The 15,712-nt window shown below is 52.6% G+C and carries 12 protein-coding genes and 1 pseudogene; 6 read left to right on the top strand and 7 right to left on the bottom strand.

Translation table 11 applies throughout. The features are described 5' to 3' along the window. The first annotated feature begins 194 nt into the window (after nucleotides 1-194). The gene (locus MRK42_RS16565; RefSeq protein ID WP_081396153.1) at nucleotides 195-1,520 is read left to right on the top strand and encodes a site-specific integrase; all 1,326 of its coding nucleotides are present in this window, start codon (nucleotides 195-197) and stop codon (nucleotides 1,518-1,520) included. Between the two features lie 58 nt (nucleotides 1,521-1,578). Here MRK42_RS16565 and MRK42_RS16560 read toward each other — a convergent pair whose 3' ends face one another. Beyond that, a complete protein-coding gene (locus MRK42_RS16560; RefSeq protein ID WP_144713878.1) occupies nucleotides 1,579-2,547 on the bottom strand; it encodes a hypothetical protein in 969 nt (322 codons plus the stop codon). A gap of 296 nt (nucleotides 2,548-2,843) precedes the next feature. On the opposite strand from MRK42_RS16560, the gene MRK42_RS16555 reads away from it, so the two are divergent. The 3 genes and pseudogenes from MRK42_RS16555 to MRK42_RS16545 all read left to right on the top strand — a co-directional run. Next, on the top strand, nucleotides 2,844-3,020 hold the full coding sequence (locus MRK42_RS16555) for an AlpA family transcriptional regulator (RefSeq protein ID WP_076362302.1): 177 nt from the start codon (nucleotides 2,844-2,846) through the stop codon (nucleotides 3,018-3,020). A gap of 496 nt (nucleotides 3,021-3,516) precedes the next feature. Beyond that, nucleotides 3,517-4,200, top strand: coding sequence for an inovirus Gp2 family protein (locus MRK42_RS16550; RefSeq protein WP_270659438.1), 684 nt, complete (start codon nucleotides 3,517-3,519; stop codon nucleotides 4,198-4,200). A 693-nt stretch (nucleotides 4,201-4,893) separates the two neighbouring features. Beyond that, nucleotides 4,894-5,144: pseudogene (locus MRK42_RS16545) on the top strand (transposase); the annotation flags it as partial. Nucleotides 5,145-5,446: 302 nt separating this feature from the next. On the opposite strand, the gene galK reads toward MRK42_RS16545, so the two are convergent. From galK to galE, 3 genes are read right to left on the bottom strand one after another with little or no spacing between them, the layout of a single operon-like run. Beyond that, entirely contained in the window at nucleotides 5,447-6,604 is a 1,158-nt protein-coding gene (galK, locus tag MRK42_RS16540; protein WP_100654394.1) for a galactokinase, read from the bottom strand. Between the two features lie 9 nt (nucleotides 6,605-6,613). Continuing rightward, nucleotides 6,614-7,654 (bottom strand): galactose-1-phosphate uridylyltransferase, encoded by a 1,041-nt coding sequence (galT, locus tag MRK42_RS16535; RefSeq protein ID WP_041213008.1) that lies wholly within the window; start codon nucleotides 7,652-7,654, stop codon nucleotides 6,614-6,616. Nucleotides 7,655-7,680: 26 nt separating this feature from the next. Further along, the gene (gene galE, locus MRK42_RS16530) at nucleotides 7,681-8,700 is read right to left on the bottom strand and encodes a UDP-glucose 4-epimerase GalE (protein ID WP_041215920.1); all 1,020 of its coding nucleotides are present in this window, start codon (nucleotides 8,698-8,700) and stop codon (nucleotides 7,681-7,683) included. 312 nt (nucleotides 8,701-9,012) lie between these two features. Here galE and galR point away from each other — a divergent pair, with 312 nt between their 5' ends. Both galR and MRK42_RS16520 read left to right on the top strand, forming a co-directional pair. Beyond that, on the top strand, nucleotides 9,013-10,014 hold the full coding sequence (galR, locus tag MRK42_RS16525; protein ID WP_323930534.1) for an HTH-type transcriptional regulator GalR: 1,002 nt from the start codon (nucleotides 9,013-9,015) through the stop codon (nucleotides 10,012-10,014). A gap of 464 nt (nucleotides 10,015-10,478) precedes the next feature. Next, a complete protein-coding gene (locus tag MRK42_RS16520) occupies nucleotides 10,479-11,765 on the top strand; it encodes a maltoporin (RefSeq protein WP_100654853.1) in 1,287 nt (428 codons plus the stop codon). Nucleotides 11,766-12,075: 310 nt separating this feature from the next. Here MRK42_RS16520 and MRK42_RS16515 read toward each other — a convergent pair whose 3' ends face one another. The 3 genes from MRK42_RS16515 to MRK42_RS16505 form a co-directional block, all read right to left on the bottom strand. Beyond that, nucleotides 12,076-13,080, bottom strand: a complete 1,005-nt coding sequence (locus tag MRK42_RS16515) for a glycosyl hydrolase 53 family protein (RefSeq protein WP_231720618.1) — start codon at nucleotides 13,078-13,080, stop codon at nucleotides 12,076-12,078. A gap of 123 nt (nucleotides 13,081-13,203) precedes the next feature. After that, a complete protein-coding gene (locus tag MRK42_RS16510; RefSeq protein WP_041212954.1) occupies nucleotides 13,204-13,623 on the bottom strand; it encodes a hypothetical protein in 420 nt (139 codons plus the stop codon). Nucleotides 13,624-13,648: 25 nt separating this feature from the next. Beyond that, nucleotides 13,649-15,691, bottom strand: coding sequence for a methyl-accepting chemotaxis protein (locus MRK42_RS16505; RefSeq protein WP_354688336.1), 2,043 nt, complete (start codon nucleotides 15,689-15,691; stop codon nucleotides 13,649-13,651). Nucleotides 15,692-15,712 lie beyond the last annotated feature (21 nt).

Genomic DNA, 15,712 nt, shown 5'->3' with positions numbered 1-15,712 from the left:
CTCCCGACTGGAGTCGAACCAGTGGCCTGTCCCTTAGGAGTCCAGAAATTATTAGTTTCATATAGAATCAGTTGGTTTTATATGAAATGTTTTTTTGATTAAAAACAGTTGTTTACATAAGATATCTGTACCAAGTGGTTTCATAAAGTCTCACTCCAATGCACTGCGCTGGAGGGGTACGGGGAGGGGTACGGATGGCGATAAGTAAAGACTTGGAGATCTCGTCACTCAAGCCAGTCGAAGGGGTTAAAGTGAAACGCTATGCGATTCAATCGAAGCATGGTGGTGGACTCAAAATAGAAATCCGTGAAAGTGGCCTCAAGCGTTTTGTATATCGCTTCAAGATTGGTGGTAGTGAAGGCGAATTGTTGCTGGGGAGTTATCCTGCCCTGACTCTGGCTAAAGCCAGAGAGGAGCATGGGAAAGCGGTGCTGCTTGTGAAGCGGGGCATTGATCCCACCAAGTTTGCGGCTCAAGAAAAGGCTAAAAATGAAACGGCCCTGACGATGGATGAGTTGCTTGGACGATGGCTCGATGCACAGCGTGTTGCTCAGGTCGTCAAACCCAAAACCCTCCAATGCCATCAGGATCGTTGGAATCGTCATCTCAAGAAGACTCTAGGCAACATTCGCTTAATCGATCTGACTCGTGCCCACTTGGCACAAGCGTTAGAGATAACCAGGCGTGCAACAAAAGATGAAACCCGTAAAGGGTTGGGAACGCTGAACCAGATGTTAGATTATGCAGTGGTTCACTGTCTGCTTGAGGCCAACCCTGCGAGACTGTTGCGCCCAAAAGATTTTGGTGCCAGTGCTGGCTCGCCAAGAGAGCGATGGTTGACCGTCCCCGAATTGCGCAGGTTATGGAAGGCGATAGATGAGGATCTTGGGAGTGGTGGTAGCTTGGCGGCCGGAGGGCGTGGTGTTTCTCGCCATGCAACGATTTCTATACCTGCTGCGAATGCGATTAAGTTATTAATACTGACCGGATGTCGTAGAGGTGAAGTCGCTAATATGCGTTTTTCACAGATAAAAGATGATATATGGACTATACCTGAAACCAAAAATGGTAGAGCTCATACTGTCTTTATTTCCCCTCAGGCGAAATCGGTCATTGAAGAGCAGGCGCAGTATGCCAATGGTGATTTAGTATTCGAATCTGATCGTCCAAAAACAGATGAAATCGAGCCAATTTTAGTTGATTCCATTACTCGGGCTCTAAGGCGATTCATCGCACGATGTTTACCTGATATGGACCCATTTACTGTCCATGATTTGCGGCGTAGTGCGGCTACTAACTGGGCTGAAAGGCTAGATGTTGAGGAAAGAGTTATTGAGCTTTGCTTGAATCACACCCCCATTAACAAACTTATTAGAACTTATCACCGTTCACGTCACACCGAGAAAACCCGACTTGTCTGGATTAATTGGGGGAGACTGGTAGCTGATGAGGTGATGCAAGATCCTGTTACTGAAGCAGCAGTTAATAACGTTGTGAAGGTGAGCTTTAATAGAAAGTAAATGTGGCTATGATGATTTTTAGTGATGGACTGAATGATTTAATCATTCAGTCCGTTTTTTATATTGCGCACCGTTTTGCGTATGCCTCTCTAATCAACTCTTCTATGATGGTGTTTTTATTTTTCTGTTCCATTTGGCTTAGTTTGTCAAGAATATTACCTATATCTTTACTCATGTTAATGCTGTATTGTTTCTTTTCTATATTTTTATCACGATATACTTTTTGGCTCCATGCTTTCTTGATGTTGGAAACTAAAAGTTTATATCTATCAATATTAGTAATGCTTAATACATCTAAAAATGAAACAAGATCATCTTTTTGAGCTGATGTACCATTTAAAACTAATGGGACATAATCTATTTCTTTATGCTCAAGATATTTGTGTAGCCATGTTGTTTTTTCCTTGTTTTGTTTGTTAAGCCAAAACTTAACATCATCATTTTTCATTGCTGATTCAGCAGATTTGGATATAGCTCGTACTAATTTTTCCTTTTCTATTTTGTTGCAAGGTAGTCTGTTGATAAGTGCAGTTATATCCTGTGTGCTTATTTCAGTATTCCATTTTTTATTAGTGTGTGTGTGCGTTTTTATGTTTTCATCGAGTATTGATGGGCTCAATAAAAACACGCACTTATGTTCTAGTTGTTGGTCTTTTTTTTCTATGGATATACCTAAGTGACTCAAAAATCTCCATGTGAAGTAATGCAGTCTCGTATTTTTATTATCTAGCCAGTAATAATATTTTTCTGTAAGGCATCTTGTGTGAAATTCATCCAGTAAAGTGTCAATCCATTTTTCAAGTCCATTAGGTCGTTCATTTCTTACATTGTAATTATGCATAAAAGCAAAAGCACTAGCAGTATTGCAGGCATCTTTTAAATTCTTGATTAGTATATGGCGAGGTGGTGTATCTACAGCTTGAGCTTGATTGATTTGACCTGTTCTATACCAGAGGTAGTCCACAAAAACAGGGTCATCTAATTTCTTATAAACTTGCACATCCACACCATTATCATGAATTGCCATAATACCACCTCCCTTAATCTACATTGTAGTGTTTTGTGTTGATTTATAGTTGTGTTTAGTGTGTGATTTTTCATGGTATTTTTCAAGCTTTTATTGTTGCTTATGTTGGCGGGCTGACCTGTGAATGCATGGCTCAGGCTCTGCAATCTAACCTACTTAGTGGCATTGAAGCACTCTGGGATAACTAGTGATTGTTTCTTCTGCATAGCTAATCGGCTTAGGGGCAATGTGAGAAGCTATAAACGTAAATATTAACATTGTTGGTCCAGCTATGGAAAAATAGTCGGATCCAAAAAATGAAACTAATCAAACTCAAAGAAGTCACGGAAATGACGACGCTATCCAAAGCGACAATTTATCGTTTGATGAGCAAAGGGGAGTTCCCTGGTGTCGTTCGCTTAGGGCCTAGAGCGGTCGCTTGGATGCAGAGTGAAGTAATAGAATGGATTGATTCGAAGGCATCTGCTAGATAGGAGAGGGCAAGCTAAGTTCAGAGTAATTTTCTTGCTTTAATAACCGGTATTACTGGGGTTTTATTTAAAATAATTACGTATTCCCCGGTGATTTAGGAGGTCGCTAAGTTCGGTAATAGTAATATATACACCCAGGTGTATAACAAGGTAGAGGGTGTAGGAGATATATCGAGAGAGTGATACACCGTCAGAGTGTATCACAGAGTATACCAACGAGAACATGTGATATATACACGAAGTGTATACCAATCAGATATACATCGGGCTTGTACGTCAGATACAAGCCATTAGCCGTATACATCGGCATAGCGCAGCATATGCAAAGCACAGAGTGCTAAATGCAGGTTGGTATATCAACCTAGTGGTTTAATAAGAGAGCAAGGTATCAGTTGACCGTAAAGTTTTACGCAGCGGTCCTCATTAATGACGATGAGTACTGTCACCTGAGCATCTAACCAACTTGCATGGGTATTCCATGTAAATCATAGGGCCGTATATGAAATCAAATGGCGGGTATTGTTTAATAGGCAACGAGCTAGGCAACTTACGAGTTGTGGCTGAGGCCAAGTATGGTGAAATATCCTTTGAACAGTTGAAAACATCCGTGGAGGTGATCGCCAGCTTTTTGAATAAACATCCGCGAGTGTTTACTGTACGTGTTGATCTACGCTTTCCCCAGATACCAGTTATGGATGATCCGGACATGCCGACAGGCTTTCCACCGGAGGTAGAAGAGGAAAAGGTTATTACGCGCTTTATTGCTTCACTAAAAAGCCAGATACATGCGTTACGTCACCGTAAGGGTAAAACTGGTAAACGATTCTTCTTGGGTTATATCTGGGTAAAGGAGCAGGTAACAAGCCAGTACCCTCATTATCACGTGGTGCTACTATTTAACCGAGATGATTACGGTTATCTTGGTGACTACGCTAATTTTGATGCGGATAACATGGCTACGCGTATTCGTAAAGCTTGGTGCAGAGCATTGAGGCTTGCATACCCTGATTATGCGTCTTTGGTGCATTTCCCTCCTGACGCAGAGTATCGATTTGATCGCAGAGATGCAGATCTGCAGAATGAGAATTTTTATAAATTCTTGGTGAGGATCGGGTATTTATTTAAATTGCGTTCGAAAGTACGAGGTGAGCGTAATTTCGGGCATAGTGAACGGATAAGGTAATGTTCACTCTTAATTCACTGGCCCTAGTGGGGATGCTTGGACATTCAAATTCAATTCGGGAGTTTCTACTCCCGGATCTGTTAAGCTAATCCCTCATTTGTTATCGCATCAGTTGGAGTAACCCATGGCAGCCTATTCCCCTTCCTTCACCCATGACCCATGCCATGTTGAGTCGAGTTGCGGATATCGCTGAGTTGCTGCGGCTGTAGCGGTTTGCTCAGAGCTCTCAGGTTCTTATGTTGCGTCGAGAGAACCGGATCCGCACCATCCAAGCTTCGCTAGCTACTGAGCACAATACTCTGAGTGTTGAGCAGGTGACGGCAGTGATTGAGGGGAAGACGGTACTTGGGCTTCCACGGGAAATCCAAGAGGTCCGTAATGCGTTTGCGGCCTATGAGGCAATGCCTAATAGGGATCCAGCTTCAGCGGAAGATTTACTTGGTGCTCACGGACTACTGATGCGTGGACTCTGTGATGATGCGGGTCACTGGCGTAGGTATTTATCGAGGCGAGCAGTTAGTGCATATGGCTCCCCCTGCGAACCAGGTCCCTCGTCTGATGGGACAGCTATTGACTTGGCTGGCTGAGAACGAGGCTCATCCGCTGCCATATAAAGGGGTTTGGTCGGTGTGAATTGCCCCTAGTTCCCTAGAGACCTAACTGCCTTAAAATGAGGCCAGCATTGGAGGTGCCATGGTCCGTCAGCGTTATCCAGAAACTTTCAAAATCGAAGCTGTTAAACAAGTTACTGAGCGTGAGATGCCTGTGGCTGACGTTGCACGAGCCCTTGGGGTATCCAGCCACATTCTGTATGCCTAGCTCAAGCCGTACGGCAAGCCTGCAGAGCAGCAACACGAAGAGTCTGCCTTGCAAGCCGAGATACACTGCTTGAAAACCGATCTGCGTCAATTAACCGAGGAGAGCGCAACATCTTAAAGGAGGGCGGGATTCAATCGGGTGTGTCACGGCCATGTGAAAACATGCAGTTGCGGAGGATTGTTGAATGCAACGAACATTTACAGCAAAGGAAAAGGGGACTGCCGAAGCAGTCCCTGAGTTAGGCTCATTGCGATAACACATGTCTGAAGTTTGGTTCAATTGTATTATCTACATGTTAACCACAGCTGCTCACAGAGAGCGTTGTTTAACTCAACTAAGTCGAGCGTTCACCGTCTAGCAGGGCGGCTATACCATGACCAGTCTGGAAATACGTGACCATTACAATATTGAGGTGTCAGCGAACATATCAGAGTGGGCCGGCTCCGGCGGAGGGCTTACAGATATAGATGCTCGGGGCCAGACCGCTCACTTGGGGATAACGAATATTAACCTGTTCGCACACTGCTGCTGTCAGTGACTGTGGAACCAATGCAACCACACAGCCACCAAACCCGCCACCAGTCATCCTCACACCACCACGACTGCCGATGATCTCTTTGATCATGTCGACCAAGGCGTCGATAGCAGGCACTGTGATGGCAAAATCATCACGCATCGAGGCATGGGACCGCGCCATTAATTCGGCCATCATGACCATGTCTTCATTCGCAAGCGCATCGGCTGCTGCCAGCGTTCGTTCATTCTCGGAGATGACGTGGCGTGCACGGCTCGCGACGACAGGATCCAGTTCGTTGGCTCGCTCGGTGAACTGGGTCATCGTCAGATCGCGCAGTGCCTTGACCCCAAAATGCCGTGCGGCCTCTTCACACTGTGCCCTGCGGGTATTGTATTCGCTATCCACCAGGCCCCGACGTACGTTCGAGTTGATAATGACCACATCAATGTCGGCTGGCATGCTCACAGGACAGGTATTCAGACTGCGGCAATCGATCAGCAGAGCATGATCTTGCTGACCCAGAGCCGAGATGAACTGATCCATGATGCCGCAGTTGCAACCGACGAACCTGTTTTCCGCCAGTTGTCCATTCAGGGCGATATCTGCTTGGCTGATGTCGAGGTGATTCATCTCTTTGAAGATCTGTCCTACTGCCACTTCCAGAGAGGCGGAAGAGCTCAGGCCTGCTCCCTGAGGTACATTGCCACTGATTACCAGGTCTGCCCCTGTCAGTTGACAGCCTCGCAATAGCAAATATTTGACGACGCCTCGCACATAGTTGGCCCACAGGTATTCCGGGCGCGCCTCTATGGGGTGGCGTAAGTCAAATTCATCCAGTTGGTTGTGATAGTCGGCAGCGATAACCCTGATCAGACTATCTTGGCGGGGGGCAGCACTGATCACGGTCTGATAATCGATGGCGCAGGGTAGCACGAAGCCATCGTTATAGTCCGTGTGTTCCCCAATGAGGTTAACACGCCCAGGTGCCTGAATGGCGAGGGTCGGGCGATAACCATACTGAGTGTAAAAGGTATGTTCAGTCACGCTGTGTGGCGATTCAATACTCATATCTCAACCTCAAACCTGTTCACGAAAATGGATATCGCTGACGGAACGCAGGCGTTCGGCCGCCTGTTCTGCCGTCAGGTCACGTTGTGTTTCTGCCAGCATTTCATAGCCCACCATAAACTTGCGTACGCTCGCAGAGCGCAGCAGGGGCGGGTAGAAGTGGGCATGCAACTGCCAGTGATCATTCTCTTCGCCATTGAATGGCGCACCATGCCATCCCATCGAATAGGGGAAGGAGCACTGAAACAGGTTGTCATAGCGGCTGGTTAGTTTTTTGAGCGCCAGTGCGAGGTCTGCACGCTGTTGCGGTGTCAGTGTCGGTAGACGTGTTACCGCAAACTTGGGAAGCAACAGGGTTTCGAAGGGCCAGGCAGCCCAATAAGGCACTACTGCCAGCCAGTGTTCCGTTTCCACTACGGTGCGGCTGCCGTCAGCCTGCTCGCGTTCCGCATAATCGAGCAACATGGCTCGACCATGTTTGGCAAAATACTCCCGTTGGGCGACATCTTCCCGCGCGGCTTCGTTGGGCAAGAAGTCGTTGGCCCATATCTGCCCATGGGGATGGGGATTGGAGCACCCCATCATGGTGCCCTTGTTTTCGAATACTTGGATCCAGCGGTATTCGCGCCCCAGCTCTGCAGTTTGTTCACACCAGGTGTTGACCACGGCAGTGAGGGAGGGGATAGACAACTCGGGCAAGGTCTTGCTGTGATCCGGTGAGAAGCAGATTACCCTGCTGGTGCCGCGTGCACTCTCTAGCTGGAAGAGGGGGTCCTCGCTGGTTGGGGCCATAGGTGTATCAACCATCAGTGCCGCAAAGTCGTTGGTAAAAACGAAGGTCGACGGATAATCCGGATTTTTGTCACCAGTGACGCGAGTATTGCCGGCGCAGAGGAAACAATCCGGATCGTGAGGGGAGCGCTGGGTACGATCGGGTTCATCCTGCTGGCCCTGCCAAGGGCGTTTCGCCCTGTGGGGAGAAACGAGAACCCACTGTTGGATCAATGGGTTGTAACGACGGTGAGGGTGGTCGGTCGGTTCGAATTGCATAGTAAGGTCTGTCTCGTTCTGTATATTCATGGAAGGGGGTAACCGTTTGGATTTTGGGATTGCCAGCGCCAGGTATCAGCCGTCATCTCATCAAGCGTGCGATAAGCCTTCCACCCCAGCTCGTTATAGGCTCGTGTTGGATCTGCCCAACACTGTGCTATGTCCCCAGCGCGGCGCGGCACGATCTCATAAGGCAGTTCGCGGCCACAGGCCTTGGAGAAGGCGGCATGAATGTCCAGGACACTGTAGCCATGCCCAGTGCCCAGGTTGTACACATGGACGCCAGCTTGCCCAAGCGCATGTTTCAAGGCTGCGACGTGGCCATCGGCTAGATCCATGACATGAATGTAATCCCGCACACCGGTACCATCTGGTGTCGGGTAGTCATCACCAAAGATGGCGAGTTTGGCACGGCGGCCCACTGCCACCTGGGCAATATAGGGCATCAGGTTATTGGGAATGCCCTGGGGATCCTCGCCCATCAGGCCGCTGGGATGGGCGCCCACCGGATTGAAATAGCGCAACAGGGTCAATGACCAGTCGGGGGCTGAGTGTGCAAAGTCCTTGATGAGGCGCTCCACCATCAGCTTGCTTTGACCATAAGGGTTGGTGGCGTGAAAGGTGGGCGACTCCTCGGTGATGGGCATGATCTCCGGCTCGCCATAGACGGTGGCAGATGAGCTGAACAGCAGGGTCTTGACCCCGGCGCGTCGCATTGCCTGCAGCAACACCAGGGTGCCGCTGACATTGTTGTCATAGTACTCGAGAGGCTTTTGTACCGATTCCCCTACGGCCTTGAGGCCTGCGAAATGGATCACGGCATCTATCTGCTGGTCTGCAAACACACGATCCAGCAGGTCGGCATCCCGCACATCACCGTGATAGTGCTGGGGGCGCAGTCCGCTGAGGCTGTGGATACGTTCGAGGACGCTCTCTTTGCTGTTAACCAGATTGTCCAACAAGATGGGGGTCATCCCGGCAGCGATAAGCTGCAAGCAGGTATGACTACCTATGTAACCAGTTCCACCTGTCACGAGTATCTTCAACATTAATCGCTCCTTGGTGCTCGTTTTTATTGGGTTTTATTTGGTGTAATCGCTTTCCCTTATTCTGCGCTTGTGAACAAGGTCCTGGAAGATGCATCTCCATTTGATGTGATTTTTGTCACATTTTTCACCGCGATGAGCATGAGAATGGATAAGGGTGTATGTAAATGGATTACACAGCGAGACGCTCGTATTGATAGAATGCTCCCGCTTTTGACATGAAAGCCGTGTCAGGTATTGGAAATGTCGGTAGTATCTTGACCCTATAAAGCACTGGTTTTTATTTATACCGTTCACCGGAAAAGCTAATTCATGGCAACCATCAAAGATGTAGCACTCCTGTCAGGCGTATCCGTCGCCACAGTCTCACGTGTCATCAATAATTCGCCAAAGGCAAGTCAGGCGTCACGCGATGCCGTCTTCAAGGCGATGCATGAACTCAACTACCACCCCAACGCGAATGCGAGAGCCTTGGCCCATCAGAACAACGAAACGCTGGGGTTGATTGTTGCCGATGTGTCTGACCCCTTCTTTGGCACCATGGTTAAAGCAGTTGAGCAGGTGGCGCAGGCTACGGGGAATTTTCTGCTCATCGGAAATGGCTACCACGACGCAGCCAAAGAGAAGCACGTAATAGAGCAGTTGATAGGGCATCGCTGCTCTGGCTTGGTGGTTCATGCCAAAATGCTGCCAGATGAAGAGCTGATCCAGATGATGAGCTATGTTCCCGGCATGGTGCTAATCAACCGTATCGTTCCAGGGTTCGAGTCCCGTTGTGTGGCGCTGGACGATCGCTATGGTTCCTGGCTTGCAACTCGTCACCTGATCCAGGAAGGGCACAAGAAGATAGGGTTTCTGTGTTCAAATCATCTGATCTCTGACTCTCAGGATCGCATGCAGGGGTATCTGGATGCGCTGCAAGAGCACAATATCCCGGTCGATGAGCACCTGATCTCCCGTGGCAGTCCGGATGAGCTGGGAGGTGAAGCCGCGATGACTGAGTTGTTGAGCCGGGGGCAACAGATGACGGCGGTCGTCTGTTATAACGATTCGATGGCGGCAGGAGCTTTGTCCGTGCTTAGCGACAACGGGGTCGAGGTTCCCCAGGAGCTATCTCTGGTGGGGTTTGATGATGTACTGATATCCCGCTACTTGCGCCCTCGTCTGACTACGGTGCGTTATCCCATCATCGCCATGGCGACCCAGGCCGCCGAGCTGGCCATTGCTCTGGCAAAAGGTGGGCCCTTGCCCCAGACGACACATATGTTCAGCCCGACTCTGGTACGCCGTCATTCAGTCCGCAGTATCGATTGATCGACGATTTGGCAACCTGAATTCATCGGCCATCAGGCAAGGTTACCCGTCAGGGGCCTTGCCTTTTTAGTGCCTCATCTTCTTCCTCTCTCTTTTGTCGCTCACTCCTGTGGGGTCGGGAAGGTCTCACGGTGCCTTCCTATGCCCTGCACGAGGAGGTCATGTCTGCTGCGATGAGTCTGGTCGAGTCATGGTTCTCAGGTGTAGATATTACCATTACGAGTGTAATCGATAACACATGATTTGTTGTCAAATACCCCTTTAATTTCAATTGCTTGAGTTTGCCTTGTGGCTTTATCAAGCGTTTTTATAGCAGTATTTATGTAATAATTACAGTTTTGTGAGTTTTGTCATGTCAATGATGGCACAGTTATTCCTATAATCTCCATCGGACAGTGAAAGCGCTTTCCCTATGGGTTGGTAAGCGGTTCATCAAGATAACAATGCAACAGTGGATTAAAGGAATAACTATGAAAGTGAAACTACTGACGACATCCGTTGCCCTCGCTCTGTCAATGACTGCATTGAATGCTAATGCTGTTGATTTTACAGGCTATTTCCGCTCTGGCGTAGGTGTATCCCAAGACGGTGATATGCAAACCGGTCGACAGAACTTTGTCGGTCGTTTGGGTAACGAAAGCGATACCTATACCGAAATTGGTATTGGTCAGGAGGTTTACAACAAGGATGGCAAGACTTTCTATGTAGACAGCATGTTCAGCATGCAGAGCGATGGCTCCAATGACTATGAAAGTACCACCACTGTGTGTAACTTCGATCAAAAGGAGTGCAAGGACGATGCAACATTTGCCCTGCGCCAATTCAATGTTAAGGCCAAGGGGCTGATTTCCGCTGCGCCCGATGCTGTGGTGTGGGCTGGCAAGCGCTTCTATCAGCGTCACGACCTTCACATCATCGATACCAAATACTGGAATATCTCGGGAGCCGGTGCCGGTATTGAGAACCTCAAGGCAGGTCCAGGCGCCTTCTCACTGGCGTGGATCCGGTCTGATGGTAACGATATCGATAACTCGATTGTCAACAATGACCTCAACGTTAACTTCCTGGACCTGCGCTATGCCGGCTGGGCTCCTTGGGAAGGGGCTTGGACTGAAGCGGGTGTCAGCTATGCCATGCCCAATCCGACCGATGAGCAGGAGAAAGCTGGTAATCTCTATGATCCCAAAAATGGTGTCATGTTGACCGCAGAAATGAGTCAATACTTTGCCGATAGCCGCATCTACGAGAAGTTGGTGCTGCAATATGCTGATAAAGGGCTGGCCCAGAACATGATCTCCCAAGGGGGCGGTTGGTATGATGTTTGGCATCTGACCGATGATGCCAAGGGATACCGTGTGATTCTGACTGGTGACATTCCCATGGGAGAGAAATTCAGTGTGAACCATGTATTCACTTACGGTAAGGGTGAGAAACTTGAAGCATGGCATGACAACACCGAACTGTTCAGCGCTGTCGCGCGAGGCGGTTATGCGTGGACTGACATCATGAAGACGCTGGTTGAAGCCGGTACTTATGAGAGCACCAAGACCTGGACAAGCGGCTCTGAAGAAAAATCGAGTGGTCAAAAATATACCTTGGCTCAAGCTTGGTCAGCTGGTTCCAGCATGTTTGCCCGCCCGGAGATCCGGGTTTTTGCCAGCTATCTGAAAGATGGCGAAGGCAAATCCTTCAACGGCGGTGAGGATGATAATACTTGGAACTTCGGCGTGCAGGCTGAAGCCTGGTGGTAAATCCCGACTCGTCACCCCGCAGGGAGCCCGCTTGGGCTCCCTTTTTTATTTTGCATTGAACGCGCGCCTTGTCGTGCTGACGTCGTCATCGGGGCTCCATCGTTGCGAATCCCGGCGACGAAGGTGTCGTCCGCGAGTCTGCCTCGGGGAGAGGGTGGCCATGTTTTGGTGATGGTGCCGGAGGGCGCGGAGCGGTGGAGGCGGGATGATAAGCGATGGCGAGAAAGGGCGAAGAGACGGGCTAAGTCATGTCCAGGCGGCAGATGGAAGAGGCGCACGACTCACCGCGCCTCTGTGTAACGTTACATCTTTATTGCAACAGGAAGGCATCCAGCGCATAGGTGGGTTTGCCGCTGTTGTCCATCAGACCCAGGCTGTAGCCCTGCCAGTTCTTGTAGCTCTGTGGTTCCCAGTAGAGCACGCCGAGTCCCTTGCCGTCAGGGATCCACGTCATCTTGTTGAGCAGGTCGGCAATGGTGTCGTAACTGTTTTTCGGGTCATCCCACGGCATGCCCACCTCGACGATCATCACCTCCTTGCCATAGCGGGTCACCATGTCGGAGAGGTTGTCGTAGCAGAGATTGTCTAGGGTGAACCAGTCACCGTTGCCGCTCTGGGTCGGGTAGAGGGAGGCGCCTATCACATCCCACTTGGCCCCGTTGCTCTTCAGCCCGTCAAACATCCAGCGATAGAGGCTGTTGTTCTCGCAGTTGGCCAGATGGACGATCACCTTGGTGCCGCTGTTGACCGCCTTGACCGCGTCATAGCCGCTGTTGATGAGCCAGGCAAAGTTCTTCATGTTGACCGAGGCTCGCCCCTCTTCCCACAGCATGCCATTGTTGGTCTCGTTGCCCACCTGTACCCACTTGGGGGTAATGCCGGCATTTTTCAGGGCCACCAGGGCGTTATAGGTGTGCCACCAGACGTTCGACATCAACTGCTCGAAGGTGTAGCTCTGCCAGGCCGCCGGCTTGGTCTGCTTGCCCGGATCGGCCCAGCTGTCGCTGTAGTGGAAGTCAATCAGCAGATCGAAACCGGCCGCCTTGGCCCGCTTGGCCTTGGCGATGACGTCACTGATGTTGTTCCAGCCATCGGCAGGATTGACCCATACCCTGAGCCGGATGGTGTTCATACCGTGCTCTTTCAGGGTCTTGAACAGATCCTGCTGCTGGCCGGCGTCGTTATAGAACTTGTACCCGGCTTTCTCCATCTGGGTCAGCCAGCTGACGTCAGCTCCCTTGACCATGGCCTCTCCCTGGCCATGAAACAGCAGGGCGCCGCCAAGCAGCAGGGTGGTAAGCAGATGTCTCTTCATTGTTGTTATCTCCTGTCTGGATGTGTGTAGGGTGGCGACAGGGAGGCAGTCCCGCGCCGGGATGGCGTCGCCGTGCGGCGCCATCCCGGCGGAGGCTGGGGCCGCCTTACGGCGGCCCTAGGATCACCCGGCGGGGGAGACGGTGACCTGGATGTGTTGGGGATCGCGGCGATCCAGGGTGATGCGATACTGGCCGTCGCTGGGCGGGGTGAACTTCATGTCGCTCCACTGCCAGCCGGCCTTGACTACCACCGGCTTGTCCGACTCGACCTTGGCGGCGGGGTCGAACTGGCCATAGGTGGTGTCGGCCTTCCACTTCTCGTCGGCAATTTTGAACTTGTAGGCGCCGTGACTGGCCTGCAAGGCCACCTGGACCGACAGCAAGTCCCCTTGCTGGGTAACCAGTTGCTGGTCTGCCGGGGCCTCCCAGTTGTTCATCTCGCCGCGCAGGAACAGCGGGCGGGCCAGGGGATCCTCCTCGTTGGCCAGCGCGGGCTGGAGGCAGGCGATCAGGGTAGTCAACAACAGTGTCTTCTTGAACATGGATGGTCCTCTCTGTGGTGTGTGATCAGGCGCTCTGCAGGGTGAAGCGGCGGGTCAGCGACAGTTGCTGCTGCGATAGCTGCTGCAACTGGTCGCTGGTCTGTGCCACCTTGGCCAGGGCGCCCTGGTTGTCGTCGGCAATCCGGGCGATGTTGGTAATGTTGCGGGCGATCTCGGCGCTGGTCTGCTGTTGCTGCAGGGTCGCGCTGGCGATACGGCTGCTCTGCTCGGCCACCTGCTGCAGCGCCTGGGATAGCTCGGCTAGGGTGGCGCAACCCGCGTCGCTGTCGGTGCGACTCTGGGCCATGGCGTCGTGGCAGCGCAGCATGGTGGCGACCGCACCGCGGGTGCTTTGCTGCAGATCGTCGATGATCCCCTGGATGCGGGTGGTGGAGTCTGCTGTGTGGTGCGCCAACTGACGCACCTCGTCGGCCACCACGGCAAAGCCACGCCCCAGTTCTCCGGCGCGGGCCGCCTCGATGGCGGCGTTGAGGGCCAGCAGATTGGTCTGCTCCGTGATGCGCTCGATCAGGGCGAGGATGTCACCGATGCTGACGCTCAATGTCTGCACCTGCTCCACGCTGCGGCGCGACTCCGCCAACTCGTCAGCCAGTTGCTGCAGCCGTTGACCGGTCGCCGCCCCACGCAGGCTGGCGGCGTGGGCCGCCGCGGCTATGTTGCCGAGGGTCTGCTCGGTCTGGCCTATGCTGCCGGCGACCTCGCGCACCGAGTAGTCCATCTCCTCCATGGCGCTGCAGACCCCTGTGGTTTCGTTGCGCTGCTCGCCGATGGCAAGTTGGGCGTGATGCTGGGCGTGCTGGTTCTGGCCGGCCATGCGGCCGAGGGCATCGGCGGCCTGAACTATCTGACCGAGCATGCCGCTCATCTCGTCGGCCAGGGCGTTGATGCCGGTCGCAAGCTGGCCGAACTCGTCGTGACGCAGTAGCGGCACGCGTTGGCGCATATCTCCCTGACTCAGGGCCTTGAGGGTGGTGAGGATGTGGTGCAGTGGCTGGCGGATGGCGCGAACCAGGTGCCACAGCACCAGGGCGCCGAGACCGAGGGAGAGCAACAGGCCGGCGCACAGCCCGAGGCGCAGCCAGAGCAGGATGGCGCCGCTGCCGGCGGTGCTGTGGCGAAGCTGAGCGTCGATCGCGGCGTCAAGCTCGCTTAGATCGCCTAGCAGGCTGTCGATAAGGCGGCTGGCCTGCACACTCTGGTTGCGCAACATGATGCTCTGTTCGACCAGCGCCAGGTGGCGTGCCGGCAGGCTCTCGGGGCCGGCCAGCAGGGTGGCGAGGGTATCGAACCTGGCACCCGTGCCGCGTTCCAGGCTCAGGGGCACGCCGAAGGCATCCTCCTGGCCGGCGAGCTGGCGTGCCAGCTCCTGGCGCAGTGCCGCCGCCTGTTCGCTGGCGCGTGCATTGGCAGCCAGACGTGCGGCAACGGGGGCCGGATCCTGCTGCTTGAGGATCTCCTGTGTGGCGCTGACCTGTTGTTCCAGGTTTGCCAGCAGGCGGCTCTTGAGCAGCACGGCGGGGTGGCTGCCCAGAGGGGCGAGCAGCACATCGAGGGCGCTGGCAAGCTGGCGCGCCGTGTCGCCAAGGCGGGTGTCGGCCGCCAGCTTGCTCTGTTCGAGGCGGTTGTGGGCATAGTCATCGACCAGTTGCTGGGCCAGTTGCCAGTAGGCGGCCTGTTGCTCGCGCAGGCTCTCGACGCGCGCACTCTGTTGCGGCTCCCCCGCTATCTGTCGAGCCAAGGTGGCCAGACCCTGGTCGAAACGGGCCTGCCATTGCTGCATCTGCTCGCGGGCGGCGCCCAGCTCCTCCTCTCCGGTCTGCAGCAATGCGTTACCCAGATGTCGGTCGAGGGTGAAGAGATCGCGGGTCACGGCGCGGCTCTGCACCAGGGTCGGCGCGGTATGGCTGGCGAGCAGCCCCACCTGGTCGGCCAGCCGTTGGCCGGCGTAGAGAGAGAGGGCCACCGAGAGCAGCAGCAGCAACAGGATGACGGCAAAGCCCAGCGCCAGGCGCTGGATGATGGAAAGGTGACGAGTGCGCAAGTTCATGGTATCGGTTACATGTGGTTT

Origin of the sequence: Aeromonas sp. 19NY04SH05-1, from assembly GCF_040581895.1 — a bacterium.
Classification (GTDB): domain Bacteria; phylum Pseudomonadota; class Gammaproteobacteria; order Enterobacterales; family Aeromonadaceae; genus Aeromonas; species Aeromonas enteropelogenes.
Note: the sequence above shows the minus strand (reverse complement) of the source record. Positions and strands in the feature narration are given on the sequence as shown.

What these genes read in the sequence shown, in the direction of transcription:
- MRK42_RS16560 (WP_144713878.1), bottom strand. Translation starts at nt 2,547, where the DNA reads ATGGCAATTCATGATAATGGTGTGGATGTGCAAGTTTATAAGAAATTA.
- MRK42_RS16555 (WP_076362302.1), top strand. Translation starts at nt 2,844, where the DNA reads ATGAAACTAATCAAACTCAAAGAAGTCACGGAAATGACGACGCTATCC.
- MRK42_RS16510 (WP_041212954.1), bottom strand. Translation starts at nt 13,623, where the DNA reads ATGTTCAAGAAGACACTGTTGTTGACTACCCTGATCGCCTGCCTCCAG.
- MRK42_RS16515 (WP_231720618.1), bottom strand. Translation starts at nt 13,080, where the DNA reads ATGAAGAGACATCTGCTTACCACCCTGCTGCTTGGCGGCGCCCTGCTG.
- galT (WP_041213008.1), bottom strand. Translation starts at nt 7,654, where the DNA reads ATGCAATTCGAACCGACCGACCACCCTCACCGTCGTTACAACCCATTG.
- galK (WP_100654394.1), bottom strand. Translation starts at nt 6,604, where the DNA reads ATGAGTATTGAATCGCCACACAGCGTGACTGAACATACCTTTTACACT.
- MRK42_RS16565 (WP_081396153.1), top strand. Translation starts at nt 195, where the DNA reads ATGGCGATAAGTAAAGACTTGGAGATCTCGTCACTCAAGCCAGTCGAA.
- galR (WP_323930534.1), top strand. Translation starts at nt 9,013, where the DNA reads ATGGCAACCATCAAAGATGTAGCACTCCTGTCAGGCGTATCCGTCGCC.
- MRK42_RS16505 (WP_354688336.1), bottom strand. Translation starts at nt 15,691, where the DNA reads ATGAACTTGCGCACTCGTCACCTTTCCATCATCCAGCGCCTGGCGCTG.
- MRK42_RS16550 (WP_270659438.1), top strand. Translation starts at nt 3,517, where the DNA reads ATGAAATCAAATGGCGGGTATTGTTTAATAGGCAACGAGCTAGGCAAC.